This is a genomic window from Caballeronia pedi, from assembly GCF_001544915.2.
Classification (GTDB): Bacteria; Pseudomonadota; Gammaproteobacteria; order Burkholderiales; family Burkholderiaceae; genus Caballeronia; species Caballeronia pedi.
Window position 1 is genome coordinate 115,337 of the sequence record NZ_FCOE02000005.1, and the last position, 15,307, is coordinate 130,643.

17 protein-coding genes are annotated in these 15,307 nt (G+C 62.4%); 10 read left to right on the forward strand and 7 right to left on the reverse strand.

Annotated features, from left to right (window positions below):
- Nucleotides 1–31: 31 nt before the first annotated feature.
- Nucleotides 32–472 carry a CBS domain-containing protein gene (locus AWB80_RS09685; protein ID WP_061174433.1) on the reverse strand — a complete coding sequence of 147 codons (441 nt, stop codon included), beginning with the start codon at nt 470–472 and terminating at the stop codon, nt 32–34.
- Between the two features lie 273 nt (nt 473–745).
- Here AWB80_RS09685 and AWB80_RS09690 point away from each other — a divergent pair, with 273 nt between their 5' ends.
- Nucleotides 746–1,705 (forward strand): chemotaxis protein, encoded by a 960-nt coding sequence (locus AWB80_RS09690; RefSeq protein ID WP_061174648.1) that lies wholly within the window; start codon nt 746–748, stop codon nt 1,703–1,705.
- Between the two features lie 108 nt (nt 1,706–1,813).
- On the opposite strand, the gene AWB80_RS09695 is transcribed toward AWB80_RS09690, so the two are convergent.
- From AWB80_RS09695 to AWB80_RS09705, 3 genes are all read right to left on the reverse strand, one after another.
- A complete protein-coding gene (locus AWB80_RS09695) occupies nt 1,814–2,092 on the reverse strand; it encodes a hypothetical protein (protein WP_061174434.1) in 279 nt (92 codons plus the stop codon).
- Between the two features lie 286 nt (nt 2,093–2,378).
- Nucleotides 2,379–2,813, reverse strand: coding sequence for a response regulator (locus AWB80_RS09700; RefSeq protein WP_061174649.1), 435 nt, complete (start codon nt 2,811–2,813; stop codon nt 2,379–2,381).
- 64 nt (nt 2,814–2,877) lie between these two features.
- Entirely contained in the window at nt 2,878–3,234 is a 357-nt protein-coding gene (locus AWB80_RS09705) for a hypothetical protein (protein ID WP_061174435.1), read from the reverse strand.
- Between the two features lie 258 nt (nt 3,235–3,492).
- Between AWB80_RS09705 and AWB80_RS09710 the strand changes: the two genes are divergently transcribed.
- Nucleotides 3,493–4,515, forward strand: a complete 1,023-nt coding sequence (locus AWB80_RS09710) for a transporter (RefSeq protein WP_096031970.1) — start codon at nt 3,493–3,495, stop codon at nt 4,513–4,515.
- Between the two features lie 22 nt (nt 4,516–4,537).
- On the opposite strand, the gene AWB80_RS09715 is transcribed toward AWB80_RS09710, so the two are convergent.
- Nucleotides 4,538–5,005 (reverse strand): nuclear transport factor 2 family protein, encoded by a 468-nt coding sequence (locus tag AWB80_RS09715; protein ID WP_061174437.1) that lies wholly within the window; start codon nt 5,003–5,005, stop codon nt 4,538–4,540.
- Nucleotides 5,006–5,100: 95 nt separating this feature from the next.
- Between AWB80_RS09715 and AWB80_RS09720 the strand changes: the two genes are divergently transcribed.
- On the forward strand, nt 5,101–5,685 hold the full coding sequence (locus AWB80_RS09720; RefSeq protein ID WP_061174438.1) for a TetR/AcrR family transcriptional regulator: 585 nt from the start codon (nt 5,101–5,103) through the stop codon (nt 5,683–5,685).
- 149 nt (nt 5,686–5,834) lie between these two features.
- Here AWB80_RS09720 and pdxR read toward each other — a convergent pair whose 3' ends face one another.
- Complete coding sequence (pdxR, locus tag AWB80_RS09725) at nt 5,835–7,331, reverse strand: MocR-like pyridoxine biosynthesis transcription factor PdxR (protein WP_061174650.1); 1,497 nt, start codon at nt 7,329–7,331, stop codon at nt 5,835–5,837.
- Between the two features lie 183 nt (nt 7,332–7,514).
- Between pdxR and AWB80_RS09730 the strand changes: the two genes are divergently transcribed.
- The 5 genes from AWB80_RS09730 (at nt 7,515) to AWB80_RS09750 (ending at nt 12,900) form a co-directional block, all read left to right on the forward strand.
- Nucleotides 7,515–8,615, forward strand: a complete 1,101-nt coding sequence (locus AWB80_RS09730; protein WP_061174651.1) for an ABC transporter ATP-binding protein — start codon at nt 7,515–7,517, stop codon at nt 8,613–8,615.
- Nucleotides 8,616–8,687: 72 nt separating this feature from the next.
- The gene (locus AWB80_RS09735; protein ID WP_061174439.1) at nt 8,688–9,722 is read left to right on the forward strand and encodes an ABC transporter substrate-binding protein; all 1,035 of its coding nucleotides are present in this window, start codon (nt 8,688–8,690) and stop codon (nt 9,720–9,722) included.
- A gap of 66 nt (nt 9,723–9,788) precedes the next feature.
- Entirely contained in the window at nt 9,789–11,060 is a 1,272-nt protein-coding gene (locus AWB80_RS09740; RefSeq protein ID WP_061174440.1) for an ABC transporter permease, read from the forward strand.
- A 6-nt stretch (nt 11,061–11,066) separates the two neighbouring features.
- Nucleotides 11,067–11,903, forward strand: a complete 837-nt coding sequence (locus AWB80_RS09745) for an ABC transporter permease (RefSeq protein ID WP_061174441.1) — start codon at nt 11,067–11,069, stop codon at nt 11,901–11,903.
- A gap of 529 nt (nt 11,904–12,432) precedes the next feature.
- Nucleotides 12,433–12,900, forward strand: coding sequence for a DUF3331 domain-containing protein (locus AWB80_RS09750; RefSeq protein ID WP_087131162.1), 468 nt, complete (start codon nt 12,433–12,435; stop codon nt 12,898–12,900).
- A 68-nt stretch (nt 12,901–12,968) separates the two neighbouring features.
- On the opposite strand, the gene AWB80_RS09755 is transcribed toward AWB80_RS09750, so the two are convergent.
- Nucleotides 12,969–13,583 (reverse strand): NAD(P)-dependent oxidoreductase, encoded by a 615-nt coding sequence (locus AWB80_RS09755; RefSeq protein WP_061174442.1) that lies wholly within the window; start codon nt 13,581–13,583, stop codon nt 12,969–12,971.
- 442 nt (nt 13,584–14,025) lie between these two features.
- On the opposite strand from AWB80_RS09755, the gene AWB80_RS09760 reads away from it, so the two are divergent.
- Together AWB80_RS09760 and bcsD are read left to right on the forward strand one after the other, a co-directional pair.
- Entirely contained in the window at nt 14,026–14,223 is a 198-nt protein-coding gene (locus AWB80_RS09760; protein ID WP_061174443.1) for a hypothetical protein, read from the forward strand.
- Between the two features lie 577 nt (nt 14,224–14,800).
- The gene (gene bcsD / locus AWB80_RS09765; RefSeq protein ID WP_061174653.1) at nt 14,801–15,256 is read left to right on the forward strand and encodes a cellulose biosynthesis protein BcsD; all 456 of its coding nucleotides are present in this window, start codon (nt 14,801–14,803) and stop codon (nt 15,254–15,256) included.
- Nucleotides 15,257–15,307 lie beyond the last annotated feature (51 nt).

A 15,307-nucleotide genomic window follows, 5' to 3' on the forward strand; every position in this document is an offset into this window, starting at 1 on the left:
ACGAAAGCCTTACAGCTCGGACCGCCGGTCCTTACGTGTGTTCGCCGCGAATGTAGTATTCGAGCTGCTGGATGGTGAACTGCTGCTCGGAGATGATGTTCTTCACCAGATCGCCGATGGAAATCATGCCGACCAGCTTGCCGTTGTCGATCACCGGCAAGTGGCGCATGCGCTTGTCGGTCATGAGCGCCATGCAGTCGTCGGTGCTTTGATCCGGGCGCACGTAGCGCACCTGCGAGGTCATGATGTCGCGCACGGGCGTCTGCTTCGACGCGCGATCCATCAGGACGACTTTGCGCGCGTAGTCGCGCTCGGTCATGATGCCCACGATTTCGTCGCCTTCGGTGACGATCACCGCGCCGATATGCTTGTCAGCCATCAGCTTGATTGCATCGAAGACCGACGTCGTTGCGGCAACCGTAAAGACCGTCTGGTCGGGTTTCGAATTCAGAACCTGTGCGACTGTTGCCATCGAGCGCCTCCGTTGTATGCGGGGAACGTTGTTGCGCCTGGGCGACGGGTTGAACTTGCGCCTGCTGCCAGCCTAAAGCCTTGCGCCCGATGCCTTCATAGGCATTAACCCGACCATTCGAAAAGTATAGGTGAACGGCGCTGCGCGCAAGTGCGGCACGCGGCGCATCTTGCACATCGTCAAACTCGCGCGTGCCTTCAGTTTCGTCGATTAATGCCGCTAATCAGGCATCCGGCGGAAAAGTCACCGCCATGGCTCAGAGGGGAGAACGAGGTGAGCAGTTCACAACAGGATATCGAGCAGCGCGTGCGGCTCGCCGGCAGCAACATGTTCGAGTTGCTTCTGTTCAGGCTCGGCGAGGCGCCGAACTCGGAACAGCGCGAGCTTTACGGCATCAACGTGTTCAAGGTGCGCGAAATTCTCGCGATGCCGACGATCACCGCGGTGGCCGGATCGAGCGAGGAGATTCTGGGCGTCGCGGATATTCGCGGACAGATCATTCCGGTGATCGATCTCGCGCGCATCACCGGCTGCCGGCCGAAGAACGGGCCGAAGATTCTGCTCGTCACGGAATTCGCACGCACGACGCAAGGCTTCGCGGTCGAGGAAGTCGACGACATCGTGCGGCTCGAATGGAATCAGGTGCTGTCTGCGGAATCGCATTCGGGCGGCACGACCGTGACGAGCTTCGCGCGCCTGGACGGCAACGTGGACGGCTCGCGGCTCGCGCAGGTGCTCGATGTCGAGCGCATCGTGCGCGACGTGCTGCCGTCGCGGGAAGCGGACATCACCGAGGCGAATACCGGGCGGCTCAATCTCAAGCCAGGCGCGCGCGTGCTCGCGGCGGACGATTCGGGTGTCGCGCGGGCGCTGATCGAACAGAGCCTCACGGCGATGGGCGTGCCCTTCGTGATGACCAAGACTGGTCAGGAAGCGTGGGACGTGCTGGAAGCAGCGCTGCACAAGGCGCAGAAGGACGGCACCGAGGTCGCGGATCATATCGCGCTCGTCCTGACCGATCTGGAAATGCCGGAAATGGATGGCTTCACGCTCACGCGCCGCATCAAGGCCGAAACCGGGCTGATGCATATTCCGGTGGTGATTCACTCGTCGCTGTCGGGGTCGGCAAACGAGCAGCACGTGCGCAAGGTCGGGGCGAATGCGTACGTATCGAAGTTCGAGGCGTCGGAACTCGCGAACGTGATGCGTGGCGCGCTTGCGCACGCGGCCTGAAAACGGTCGGCGCCCGGTCGACGCAGACCTTTTGAGTCTGTGTCGCCGGGCGCCTGAACGATGCTTCAGCCGGCGAACCCGGCGGATAAGCCGGGCCTGCCGGTTCGATCAGTGACCGAAGAAGACCGATTGCGGGTTGTTGCCCGATTGCGCCGCACGGTTGCCCGATTGAGCCAGCGTGTCACGCGAGCCGCCGAAAGCGGTCGAATTCACGCCGTTGGCGTTTTCCTGAGCGGCGATCGCTTGTGCGCTCGGGCCTTGTTGCGATGCCGGCGCGCCGACGGCCGGACGGTAGAACGGAGCCGGACCGTAGCCGCTTGCGAAAGCAGGCGCGGCGACGATGGCGGATGCGGCGATCAGGAGAGTAGCGAGAAGATTGCGTTTCATGGTGTGCTCCAAAGACGGTTGACGTTCATTCAGAAAGCGCCGCAGCGGTCTTGCGAGAAACTGTCTGCTACGTCGATGAAGCGCAGTGTATACCCCTACTATCGCTTTTTTATCTCCATAAATTTCAATTCACTTTTCGCTCAACGCCAACAATCGCGCGCTGCACGAGCGTGCAATTTTCTTGTGATGCCTTGGTGGATAAGCGATTGCGCGCACCGCGATGCGTGCGCGTCTATTCGTCCGTTTAGCAGGGGCGGAACAATTATTTAGCGAACGTGCGTTCGCATCAGTGAACCAGACGCTCGATCAGCCGCACGATCGCGCCGGGCGGATTGCCCTTCTGGCAATACCCGTCGAAACCGGAGTGGACGCCCTCGGAACGCACGGTTTCCTCGCCCAGCGCGGTAAACGCGATGATTACCGCGTCACGCGTGCGGGCGATGCGGCGCAGCACGCGCGCGGTGGCGTAGCCGTCGTGCTCCGGCATGGTGATATCGAGGATGACGACATGCGGCACCCAGCCATCGACCGCATGCAGCGCATCGACGCCAGACAACGCGAAGCGCGTCTCGAAGCCATCGGATGCGAGCGCGGCCGACAGGGCTTCGGCGCTGAAGACGTTGTCGTCGACAACGAGGATGCGCCAATGGTCGCGGTGCGCGTCGACGCTACGGTTGCTCCACAGCGCGCACTGAGGGGAACGATGCAAGGATAAGGACATGAGCATTGGCCGAAGACACACGCTTGCGTCGCAGCATGTTTCGCGCCCGGTGCTCGCTGTCGAATCAGGCGTCGCTGCCCTTTTCGCCGTCTTTCTTGCCCTTGCGACGCTTTCCCGCGCCGCCTTCGTTCTCGCGCAGGCGCGCATTCGCTTCGACGAGCGATGCCGCGTCGCGCTGGCGCAACGCGACATCGAGTTCGCCGAGCGCGCCGAACAGCGCGGTCTGCTCCGCCTCATCGAGCGGCACGGCGCCGCCCGTGGAGACGCGCCGCGCTTCCTTGTCGAGCCGTTTCGAGAGCTTCGCGGCGAAGCGCGTATCGATCGCGCCCTCGCGCGCGAGCCCCGCGATCAACGACGCGAGCCGCATGAGCCCGCTCGCCGTGCTTTGCGTCGCCCCGTCCAGATCATCATGGTCTTCCACTGCTGTTCCCCAGGTTGGCACGCGGCGCCGCCTTGGCTGCGGGCTCGATGCGGGCGCCGCGTGTGCGCCCGTCTTGCGTGGCGTGATGATACGCCGACAATATGACGGTCATATTCGCAGGCTCGCGAAACACGCGGGGCCATCGTTTCGTCCCCGTTGACGCGCTACCATCGCGATTCGGGGCGCGACCGATGGCACACTAGCGCGTGGCGGCGCGAACGCCCGAAGCGTCCTATCAGAATGCAACCGACTTTTCGCATGAATCCCGCTACCCTGCAAAGACCGCCCTACGGCTCCGATTTCTCCGGCCTCGTCTGCGGCTTCCGATTTCACGTCGATCACCCCGGCGAGCCGATCGATGCCGACGCCGCGAGTCAATGGCTCGCGCGCGACGACACCACGAAGGAATTCGTCTGGCTGCACTTCGATCTCGCCAACAGTGCGTGCGAACGCTGGATGCGCACGCGCCTCGGCTTGCCCGACGCATTCTTCGACACGCTCAACGAAGGCTCGCCGTCGACGCGCATCGAGCATCAGGAAGGCGCGCTCTTCGCCGTCATCAACGACGTGATGTTCAACTTCGAGCTGACGCCCTCCGAGATCGCGACGCTGTGGGTCTATACGCATCAGAAGCTGATCGTCACGGCGCGCCTGAAGCCCTTGCGTTCCGTCGATACGCTGCGCGAGTCGGTCAGGCGCGGCGAAATCTTCCGCTCGCCCGCCGAATTGCTTGCGCATCTGCTGCGCGATCAGGCAGATCTGCTCGTGCATATCGTGCGGCGCACGAGCGTCGAAGTCGACGGTATCGAGGATCGTTTTCTTTCGATGCGCGGCGCCGCGACCCGCACCGATCTCGGCGGCCTCAGGCGCGTGCTCGTGAGACTGCAGCGGCTGCTCGCGCCCGAGCCCGGCTCCGTGTTCCGCCTGCTCGCGCGGCCGCCGCGCTGGCTGCATTCGCAGGATGTGCAGGACCTGCGCGACGCGACCGAAGAGTTCTCGCTCGTGCTCAACGATCTCGCCGGCCTCGTCGAACGCATCAAGCTCTTGCAGGAAGAAGTCGCGACGCGCATGGACGAGCAAAGCAACCGCACGCTCTTCACGCTGACGCTCGTGACCGTGCTCGCGCTGCCGATCAATATCGTCGCGGGATTCTTCGGCATGAACGTGGGCGGCATTCCGCTCGCGGAAAACCACCACGGTTTCTGGCTGCTGGTGGCGATCGTCGCCACCTTCACCGCGCTCGCCGGATGGTGGGCGTTCCGGCGCCGCCGCGACATGTAGCGCAGCGCGCCTTCGCCGGCATTCAGAAGCCCAGGTCGCTCAGGCTCGGATGGTCATCGGGCCGGCGGCCGAGCGGCCAGTGATATTTGCGATCCGCTTCCTTGATCGGCAGATCGTTGATCGATGCATGGCGGTGCGTCATCAATCCTGCCTCGTTGAATTCCCAGTTCTCGTTGCCGAAGCTGCGATACCAGTTGTTGGCGTCGTCATGCCATTCGTAGGCAAAGCGCACGGCGATGCGATTTTCCTTGTAAGCCCACAGTTCCTTGATCAGCCGGTAGTCGAGTTCGCGCGCCCATTTGCGCCGCAGAAACGCAACCACTTCCTCGCGTCCGTTCGCAAACTCCGCGCGATTGCGCCAGCGCGTGTCGACGCTATAAGCAAGCGACACACGCTCGGGTTCGCGCGTATTCCACGCGTCTTCGGCGAGACGGACTTTCAGTTTGGCGGATTCTTCATCGAACGGCGGAAACGGCGGTTTGGATTCCATGGCGAGTCCTCTTTTTCAGCGATGAGATTGGTAGACAGGTCTGTCTACCCGATGCACTCTAGCGCAGGTAGACGAACCTGTCTACAATCGATTGCATGAATACCTCAGCTTTCACCACCGATGTCGCCGAGCTTGCGCCGGACGCGCGTATTCTGCTCACCGCGCACGATCTCTTCTATCGCGACGGCATTCGCGCAACGGGCATCGATCGCGTGATCGCCGAGTCGGGCGTCGCGAAGAAAACGTTCTATCGATACTTTCCGAGCAAGGACGATCTGATCGTCGCGTTTCTGGACTTTCGTCACGATAACTGGATGGCGTGGTTCCATGATGCGCTCGCGCGTCACGGCGGCACATTGAACGCGCTGGTGCCCGCGCTGGCGGAATGGTTCGGCAACGAAAGCTATCGCGGTTGCGCGTTCATCAATTCGGTCGTGGAAGTCGGCGCGACGCTGCCGCAGGCGGTCGATATCTCGCGGCGTCACAAGCGCGACATGACCGCGGCGATCCGCGCGCTCATGCCGGCATCGCGCACGGCCAAGGCCGACGCGCAGGCGCTCGCCCTGGCCGTGGATGGCGCGATCGTCGCCGCCCAGTTCGCGGACACGCCGGCGGATGCGTTGAAGGCGCTTGCACGCGTGGTGCGGGCGGTCAGGCGCGGCGCGGCCGAACATCGATAGACGCACACAAGAAAACACCGGCGCGAGGCCGGTGTGAAGGGTTGAGTCGGGGATTTGACACAACCCGAGAGAACTTCAAGAGTGCGATAGAAATGCCCGCAAGGGAAATCAAGTATTTCAATCAATGCGATTGATTTCAGAGGCAGGCTTCATGCGTGCGCGACCTGCAAGGGCATGAGCGCGCGCTCGATGACATCGGCGAGCTTCGCGAAATTGGGCGCGATATCGTCGTTCGGCACGCACGCGTAGCCGAGCATCAATCCACGCAGCGCGGTCTCGCGATCCATGAAGTAATTGACCAGCGGCCGCGTCACGACGCCCGCTGCAAGCGCGGCGGACGCGACCGCGCGATCATCGACGAAACGTGGCAATTCCAGTACGAAATGCAGCCCGGCTTCGTCGCCGCGCACCGCGAGCGTCTCGCCGAAGCGTGCCCGAATGGCGTTGATCAGCAATTCACGGCGTTCGCCGTAGAGTCCGCGCATGCGCCGCACGTGCGTCGTGAGATGCCCGTCGAGAATGAACTCGGTCAGCACGGCCTGCTGCATCAGTTGCCCTTCCCGATACAACTCCGCCACGCCCGTCCGGAATGTCTCCACGAGCGGCTCGGGCACGACCATGTAACCCATCCGCAAGCCCGGATACAGCATCTTGCCGAGACTGCCCACGTAGATCACCTGTCCGGCGTCGTCGAGCCCTTGCAGCGATGACAGCGGCCGGCTGCCGTAGCGGAATTCGCTGTCGTAATCGTCCTCGATGATCCACACCTTGTGCTGACGCGCGAACTCCAGCAGCGCGCGACGCCGCGCGAGGCTCATCACCATGCCGAGCGGATACTGATGCGATGGCGTCACGAGCGCGATGCGCGGCGGGTCGGCCATGTCGCGCGCGTTCGGATTGAGCCCTTCCTCGTCGACGGGAATCGGCACGAGCGTCAAACCGGAAGACTGCAGCACGCTGCGCACGCCCCAGTAGCACGGGTCCTCGACCCACGCGCGGTCGCCGAAATCGGTGAGCAGCCGCACGGCGAGATCGACCGACTGATGGATGCCCGTCGTGATGATGATCTGGTCCGGCTGACACTTCACCGAGCGCGCGACGCGCAGATAATCCGACAGCGCACGCCGCAGCGGCCGATAGCCGCCGCCAGGCGCATACGTGAGCAGATCGGGGCTCGCGCGCTTCCACAGACGCGCCTGCAGGCGGCTCCATGTCCGCGCCGGAAATTCGGCGACGTCCGGCACGCCGGGCATGAACGCGCCCCACTGTTTCGGCGACACGCCCGCCTGCGCGATCAGACGCTCGCCGCGCCGCGAAATCGCGCATTGCGGCTGCGTTTCCTCGACCTTCGCTTTCTTGACGCCGCCGCCAGCACGCGGCGCAGTATCGGCGACATAGGTGCCGCTGCCGGTCGTCGAAGTCACATAGCCTTCGGCCGTGAGCTGATCGTATACATGCAGCACGGTATTGCGCGCGATGCCGAGATCGGTCGCGAGCGTGCGCGAGCTCGGCAACTTTGTGCCGGGCGCGAGCTGGCTCGTCAGAATCGCCTCCTGCATGCCTTCCAGCATTTGCCGATACACCGGTTCGGCAGCCGTGCGATCGAGCCGCGCGCTCAGCCAGTCGGCGAGGATGATGGTATCCATGATGGTTTCCCGCGCACGGAGCCACTTCTCATTATCGCCGTAAGTGGTTCCATTTTGATTATTGAAATGGCTCCCCATTGTAGAACCGTAACGGGCTATAGTTATCCCAAGCAGTGGAAAAAATTTCCGGGCGCCGCCAAGGCGCGCGGCAAGTATCAGGAATTTCCGAAGGAGACACGGAAGATGAAATCCGATCAGGTGATCGTCAGCTTTCGCGGCGTTCGAAAGACGTATGACGGCGAGACGCTCGTCGTCAAATCGCTCGATCTCGATATTTACCAGGGCGAGTTCCTCACCCTGCTCGGGCCGTCCGGCTCCGGCAAGACGACTTGCCTGATGATGCTCGCCGGCTTCGAGTTCCCGACCGGCGGCGAAATCTGGCTCGACGGCAAGCTCCTCAACAAGGTGCCACCGCACAAGCGCGACATCGGCATGGTGTTTCAGAACTACGCGCTCTTTCCGCATCTGTCGGTACAGCAGAACGTCGAATATCCGCTGACGGTGCGCAAGATGTCCGCCGAAGAACGCGCGCATCGGGTGAACAACGCGCTCAAGATGGTGCGCATGGAAAGTTTCGCGAAGCGTTATCCGGCGCAGCTTTCCGGCGGCCAGCAACAACGTATCGCGCTGGCGCGCGCGCTCGTGTTCGAGCCCAAGCTCGTGCTGATGGACGAGCCCCTCGGCGCGCTCGACAAACAGTTGCGCGAGCACATGCAGATCGAGCTCAAGGCGCTGCACGAGAAGCTCGGCGTCACCTTCGTCTACGTCACGCACGATCAAGGCGAAGCGCTCACCATGTCCGATCGCGTCGCCGTGTTCGACAAGGGCATCGTGCAGCAGCTCGACACCGTCGATCATCTGTATGAAGCGCCGTGCAACGAGTTCGTCGCGAACTTCATCGGCGACAGCAACCGGCTGCGCGGCACCGTCGAGCAGATTCAGGGCGACTTCTGCGAGATCCGTCTCGCCGACGGCACACGCGTGTCCGGCCTCAATGTAGCGAAGGCGAAACCGGGCGCATCGGCGATCGCGTGCATCCGGCCCGAACGCATGAAACTCACGTCGGGCAACGGTCACACGAATGGCAACGGCATCAACGCGCTCGCGGGCGAAGCGAAGAGCCTGATCTATTTCGGCGATCACGTGCGGATGCGCTGCGGCGTGCGCGAGCAGGACGAATGCTTCGTCAAGGTGCCGCTCGGCACTGCGGCGCTCGACGGCTTTACGCCCGGCGCGCCCATCGCGCTCGAATTCGCCCCCGAGCATCTGCGCGTGTTCGCCTGAATCCCGACGAAGCGCCTCGCTTCCGACTCCCGTAGGTCCACTGATAAAACCAAGCAGACAGAGGAAACCATCATGAAGAAGTTCGCACTGTGTTCCATGGCGGCGGCGCTCGCTTGCGCGTCGGCGGTGTCAGGCGCGGCGGAAATCACCGTCGTCAATTTCGGCGGCGCGAACGGCGACGCGCAGAAGGTCGCGTTCAACCAACCGTTCGAGCAATCGACCAAGAACAAGGTCACCGCCGTCGAGTACAACGGCGAACAGGCCAAGGTCAAGGCGATGGTCGAAGCGAAGCACGTGAACTGGGACGTGGTCGAAGTCGAATCGGGCGATCTCGGCCGCGGCTGCGACGAAGGTCTGTACGAAAAGCTCGACTGGTCGAAGATCGGCAAGAAATCGGACCTCGTGCCCGAATCGCCGGCGACTTGCGGCGTCGGCTTCTTCGTGTGGTCGACGGCGCTCGCCTACAACGCCGACAAGCTCAAGACCGGCCCGGCAAGCTGGGCGGATTTCTGGGACACGAAGAAATTCCCCGGCAAGCGCGGCATGCGCAAGGGTGCGCGCTACAACCTCGAATTCGCGCTGATGGCCGATGGCGTCGCGCCGAAGGACGTCTACAAGGTGCTCGGCACGAAGGCCGGCGCGGACCGAGCGTTCAAGAAGCTCGACGAACTCAAGCCGTCGATTCAATGGTGGGAAGCCGGCGCGCAACCGCCGCAGTTCCTCGTCGCGGGCGATGTCGTGATGTCGACCGCGTATAACGGCCGGATCGACGCGGCGCGCAAGGAAGGCAAGAACCTGAAGGTCGTGTGGAACGGCAGCATCTACGACCTCGACTACTGGGCGATTCCGAAGGGCTCGCCGAACAAGGACGTCGCGCAACAGTTCATCGCGTATTCGGTGTCGCAGAAGCCGCAGGAAACCTACGCGAAGAACATCGCGTACGGCCCGGTGAACAAGGCCGCGATCTCCGCGCTCGACGCCAAGACCAAGGCCGACATGCCGAACTCGCCGGAAAACGCGAAGAACGCGGTGCTGCAGGACATGGCGTTCTGGACCGATCACGGCGACGAGCTGGAGCAGCGTTTCACCGCGTGGGCGTCCAAGTAACCGCGTCATAGGCAGCAAGACGGTCGCGCTTCCCGAAAGCGCGACCGCAAAGAAGGAGACACAAGCGTGAACACCATGACGATCCCCGCGGACGATTCGCGCGAATCGAGCGCGCGCCTGAAGCGCGAACTGAAGATCGCCGATGCGAAGAAGCGCGCCATGGCGCTCGCGCTCATCGCGCCGCTCGCCATTTTCCTGTTTCTGATTTTCGTGGTGCCGATCGGCGCGCTGCTCACGCGTGCGATCGAAAATCCCGAAGTGGCGAACGCGCTGCCGCACACCGGCGCCGCGCTCGCGAAATGGGACCGCAAGGCGCCGCCATCGGACGAAGCCTATGCCGCGCTCGCGCAGGATTTGACCACGATCTCGGAAGGCGAATCGATGGGCGCGCTCGCCCGCCGCCTGAATACCGAAATTCCGGGCTATCGCTCGCTGGTCGCGAAAACCGCCCGCGCGATGCCTTTGACCGGCGACGACGGCAAACCGCTGCCCGCCGCGCAAATCAAGTCGAAGTTTCTGGAAATCGACGAGCGCTGGAACGATCCCGCCTACTGGCAGGCGATCGCCAAGAACGCAGGCCGCTTTTCACCGTTCTACCTGCTCGCCTCGCTCGATCACAAGCAGGACGGTTTCGGCAACATCGTCCACGCCGATCCGGATCAGTCGATCTATCTGAACGTTTTCGGCCGCACGTTCGTGATCGGTGTCGGCGTGACGCTGTTCGCCCTGCTGCTCGGCTATCCCCTCGCCTACTGGATTTCGACGCTGCCCGAGCGCCGCGCCAATCTCGTGATGGTGCTCGTGCTGATTCCGTTCTGGACGTCGATTCTGGTGCGCGTCGCCGCGTGGATCGTGCTCTTGCAGAGCGAAGGGCTCGTGAATACTGCGCTGATCGGCAGCGGATTGATCGGCTCGCCGCTCGCGTTGCTGTTCAATCGCGTCGGCGTATATATCTCGATGACGCATATCCTGCTGCCTTTCATGATCCTGCCGCTATATAGCGTGATGAAATCCGTCCCGCCGACGTACCAGCGCGCGGCAGTGTCGCTCGGCAGCCATCCGTTCGCCGCGTTCTGGCGCGTGTACGTGCCGCAGACCTATCCGGGCATCGGCGCGGGCGTGCTGCTCGTGTTCATCCTCGCGATCGGCTACTACATCACGCCGGCGCTGCTCGGCGGGCCGAATGATCAGATGGTCAGCTATTACATCGCCTATTTCACCAACGTGACGATCAACTGGGGCATGGCGTGCGCGCTCGGCGCGCTGCTGCTCGCCGCGACGCTGCTGCTTTATGTCGTCTACGGACGCTTCACGCGCTCGAACGTGAGCCTGGGGTAAAGAAAGATGAAACTCGCCAAACCGATGTTCGCGCCGCATACGTCCGCCATCGAACGCATCTGGTATTTCGCGTTGCGGATCATTTGCGTGCTGACGCTGCTGTATCTGATTCTGCCGGTGCTCGCGATCGTGCCGCTGTCGTTCTCGTCGAGCACGTTCCTGGTCTACCCCATTCCCGGCTGGTCGATGCGCTGGTATCACAACCTCGTCATGTCGCAGGAATGGCGCATGGCTGCGAAAAACAGCTTCATCGTTGCGCCTTCCGCAACGGTCGTCGCGACGATTCTCGGGACGCTCGCGGCGGTCGGGCTGACCAAGGCGAACTTCCTCGGCAAAAGCGTGCTGATGGCCGTGCTCATCTCGCCGATGATCGTGCCGGTTATCGTCGTCGGCGTCGGGATGTATCTGTTTTTTGCGCCGCTTGGCATCGCGAATACGTATTTCGGGCTGATCCTGGCGCACGCGGCGCTTGGCGTGCCGTTCGTCGTGACGACTGTCGGCGCGACCTTGCAGAACTTCAATTACAACCTCGTGCGGGCGAGCCAGTCGCTCGGCGCGAGTCCGCTCAGGACGTTTTTCCGCGTGACGTTGCCGGTCATCGCGCCGGGTGTGATTTCGGGCGCGTTGTTCGCCTTCGCCACTTCGTTTGATGAAGTCGTGGTGACGCTCTTTCTCGCAGGCGCGGATCAGACGACGTTGCCGCGCCAGATGTTCACCGGCATCCGCGAGAACATCAGCCCGACGATCGCGGCACTGGCGACGATTCTCATCGTGTTCTCGACGAGTCTGTTGCTGGCGCTCGAGTGGCTGCGCGGGCGGGCGGCGGCGCGGGCGGTTGCGTAGTTCGGGTAGTCCTCGGTGGAGGCCGGGGACTGGTTCGAACGCTTGACCGCTAAGGCTCGGGGTGAGTCCTCGCAGTGCGCGTGTGGCCCGGATGCATATCGTGCAAGCGGCTCGCGCGACCGTTAGCGAAAGACGAACAATCGCCTGCATCGGCGCGTCGTCTATCGCGCTCGTCAATCGGTCTTTGGCGGAGACCAAGGACGGCCGGAAAGGCAGTACCGGCAAGGCTTCGATTGGGTCCACGCCTCGCGTGAAGCAGCCCTCGGCCGCCGTGGCCATACAAAAAGCGCGAATCCTGAATAAAACCCCTCTCAAATCCGGGCGATTGCGCCTGAAGGACCATCCGCACCGGTCCGAGCCTGACCTTACGAATCCCTTGAGCGCCCGTCAGTAAAGGCATGAGGCGGGACCTTGTCTTCGGCAGATCGATTATTCGTGACAACGGGATAGTGTATTCACTGATGCAGTATTTATCGGAATATGCTTAATGACGTACGTTCTAGGTCGAGTCAAAGCCTGGAACAATGCCATGACAGCTTTTTCGAAAAGAGCGGACCCGTGGTCACAGACGGTTCACCTGCTCGAGGCGATTCCGAAGGATATCGCCCGCACCGCCCCTTCTCAGAAAACCGCGCGCGCCGAGAGCGCGTTTCTGGAGCGCCTGACGCGCGACTGGAATCGCACGCATATGCATCATCCCGATGACCGCCTGCCGTTTCCGCAGGCGATCGTGCGCGTGATCGAGCGGCCGAGCAGCGCGACGGCGCTCGTGTACTGGTCGGACCCCGGCACGTGTCACTACGGCTATCAGGGCTGGCGCGCGACCACGGCGAACGCCGAGGGCGTGTGCTCGCTCTCGGGGATGCCGATTCATCGCGGAGATCAGGTCTATCGGCCGTCGCAGCGCGATCCGAAACCGCAGAACGCCGCCGCGATGATCCTCGCCGCCGCCATGCCGCAGAACAGCGAGGAAGTGGAAGTCGACTTCCACGGCTGACGACAGCGGCAAGAGAAAGCGGCAGGAGCGGCATCGCCGGACGATGCCGCTCCTGCCGTCGTGCGCCTTCAATATCCGACCGTGATGCGCTGCCTGATATGGGCGCCCTTCTGGAACTCGTCGAGGAAGGCGATCGCGTAATCGTCGAACGAAATCCAGCTTCGGCCGTTGTTGTCGACGAGCAGTTCGTCGACACCAAGCCGGAATTTCTGCGTGCGGGCGCCTGGTACGAACTCTGCCGAAGGCGAGATGAACGTCCATTCGACATCGCGTTCACGTCGCAACGCATCCAGGAAGGCCGCGCCCGCCGTGGCTTCCGGTTTGTACGCGGGCGGAAAACCCGGCAGATCCAGCACGCGCTGACCAGGCGCCGCGTACAGGCTCCCCGCGCCGCCCACCACCAGAAGGCGTCGCACGCTGGCGCGCTTTACCGGCTCCAGAATCGCGCTGGCGGATACGGTCGCGAAGCGCGTCGCGCCGAACACCGCGTCGTGTCCCGCGATGGCCGCCGCAAGTGCGTCCGCATCGAGCACATCGACGCTCTGCGCATCGACGCCGTCCCGCGTTTCGAGCCTGGACGTGTCGCGCGCGATGGCGGTGACCGTGTGTCCACGCCGCAACGCTTCCTCCAGCAGACGGCTGCCGACATTGCCCGTCGCGCCGATAATCGCGATTTTGCTCATTGCCGCTTTCTCCTTTCTTATTGGGGCGTCCGCACCGGCATCGTGCAACCGGTCGCTTCATGATAAGGGGAAACAAACGATGTCACAGTCGCCGCTTTCGATAGAATTTGTTTCCGTTCAGGACGGAATCGGAGAATCGATTGGCGCGACGTGGTCATTAAAAGCCTACGTAGCATGCTTATGGTCATGCAATTTCCGGGCCGATTCCAGCCCTCCGGCGCAATATCGACACGCCATCGTCATAATTGGATCGTGCATTCGGAACGGCACGCTGCCGTTACACTAGAAGCCCCGCACTCTCTCTAGATGCGCGACCGCGGCGATTACCGGCGCGCCGCGCGCAGCAGTTTCGGAGCGAGTTTTCAAATCGAAGTCGCCAAAATGTCATGACATTGGTTTATATTGCAGTTCCTCGCCGCTCCATTACCGGAAGGAGTTAATCGTGAAGAATCCGCAATTGCAGGGTGCCATCGAAGGACGCGACAATCCGGCAGGCGAAACCGCCTATGAAGCTATCCCGGTCCGTGCAGTCCCAAAGGAGTCCGCCGACGAACCCGGCTACTCCGATTCGCTGGACATCCCGCTCAATTACGGCATCGTGATGGACGCAGTTCGGGACGCGGTACGCGCGAATCCCTGAGCGTTCAGAATTTCATGCGAAGCGCCCCACTCGGGGCGCTTTTTTTCGTTAGGCCGGACGTTCTCGATGCGCGATTTACTTGCTTGTCGGCAATATTCTCTGCAACAGCTCAATCAGGCCACCCACTCCGCTGCCAACCCGCCGCTTAAGTTAGACAAATCATAGACTTAACGCAGCATCGGCACAGTTTTGCCATACAAGTCAATCCGGACGAATCAGAGCGCGCATCGATCGATCGACTGTATTAACGAGATGGTACACTTCCGCCTCCGCTTGGGGCGGCGGGTCGCGCGCAGCGATCGGACCACGCGCCTGAGTGTCGATATTTCGTCCATGCCGATGGCTCCCGAACGCCCGAATTGGACTGTCAGCCACCTCCTTTTCGCCCAATCCCATAAAACAATCCGCTGCTAGTCTTTCTACTGGCGAAAAAAATGACATTGAAGTAAGTTCAGACGTGTAATAGCGCCTGGACAGACGTCGGGATCAATGCTCGCGGGTTAAAGGGATTCCTGGCGAGGCCGTAAACAAGACCGATCAACCCCATGCTGTGGCTCGCGCCCTGCTGAACGAAAACATGGCCGCTATTTTCGATTACCTGTTGGACAGTCAGATTTCCAGGCAATGGCGTGGCCTTTTGGCCGCGCTTGCGGACGAATTCGAAGCGCAGATCGGGCGCAACGAACTGCGTCAGTTGATGCACCGCGTAGGCAGCCGTTTCGCCGACGCCCGGCCCTTGCCAGCCTGCGATTCCACCGCGGCGCTCGCCGACGCCCTCAATGCGCTCTGGCGCGACACCGACTGGGGCTTCGTCGAACTTTCCGATGAACGCGACTATTTGAGGATCGTGCATTTCTGCGCGCCGCTGCCCGCCTTCGGCGAACGCGCGCTCGCATGGACGCCCGCGTTTCTCGAAGGCGCGTATCAGCAGTGGCTCGCCGCGCTCGGCGCGCAGGGACTCGCGATCCGCCAGGCGAGCGAGTTCGGCGACGACGCCGGCATCGAATTCAGGCTTGCGCGCGTCGCGGGCTGAAGCTTGCAGCGTCATCCGACCGCCGCCCCGATGCGGCGGCATCGACCGCCC

What these genes read in the sequence shown, in the direction of transcription:
- AWB80_RS09685 (WP_061174433.1), bottom strand. Translation starts at nt 472, where the DNA reads ATGGCAACAGTCGCACAGGTTCTGAATTCGAAACCCGACCAGACGGTC.
- AWB80_RS09695 (WP_061174434.1), bottom strand. Translation starts at nt 2,092, where the DNA reads ATGAAACGCAATCTTCTCGCTACTCTCCTGATCGCCGCATCCGCCATC.
- AWB80_RS09700 (WP_061174649.1), bottom strand. Translation starts at nt 2,813, where the DNA reads ATGTCCTTATCCTTGCATCGTTCCCCTCAGTGCGCGCTGTGGAGCAAC.
- AWB80_RS09710 (WP_096031970.1), top strand. Translation starts at nt 3,493, where the DNA reads ATGAATCCCGCTACCCTGCAAAGACCGCCCTACGGCTCCGATTTCTCC.
- AWB80_RS09715 (WP_061174437.1), bottom strand. Translation starts at nt 5,005, where the DNA reads ATGGAATCCAAACCGCCGTTTCCGCCGTTCGATGAAGAATCCGCCAAA.
- AWB80_RS09720 (WP_061174438.1), top strand. Translation starts at nt 5,101, where the DNA reads ATGAATACCTCAGCTTTCACCACCGATGTCGCCGAGCTTGCGCCGGAC.
- pdxR (WP_061174650.1), bottom strand. Translation starts at nt 7,331, where the DNA reads ATGGATACCATCATCCTCGCCGACTGGCTGAGCGCGCGGCTCGATCGC.
- AWB80_RS09730 (WP_061174651.1), top strand. Translation starts at nt 7,515, where the DNA reads ATGAAATCCGATCAGGTGATCGTCAGCTTTCGCGGCGTTCGAAAGACG.
- AWB80_RS09735 (WP_061174439.1), top strand. Translation starts at nt 8,688, where the DNA reads ATGAAGAAGTTCGCACTGTGTTCCATGGCGGCGGCGCTCGCTTGCGCG.
- AWB80_RS09745 (WP_061174441.1), top strand. Translation starts at nt 11,067, where the DNA reads ATGAAACTCGCCAAACCGATGTTCGCGCCGCATACGTCCGCCATCGAA.
- AWB80_RS09750 (WP_087131162.1), top strand. Translation starts at nt 12,433, where the DNA reads ATGACAGCTTTTTCGAAAAGAGCGGACCCGTGGTCACAGACGGTTCAC.
- AWB80_RS09755 (WP_061174442.1), bottom strand. Translation starts at nt 13,583, where the DNA reads ATGAGCAAAATCGCGATTATCGGCGCGACGGGCAATGTCGGCAGCCGT.
- bcsD (WP_061174653.1), top strand. Translation starts at nt 14,801, where the DNA reads ATGGCCGCTATTTTCGATTACCTGTTGGACAGTCAGATTTCCAGGCAA.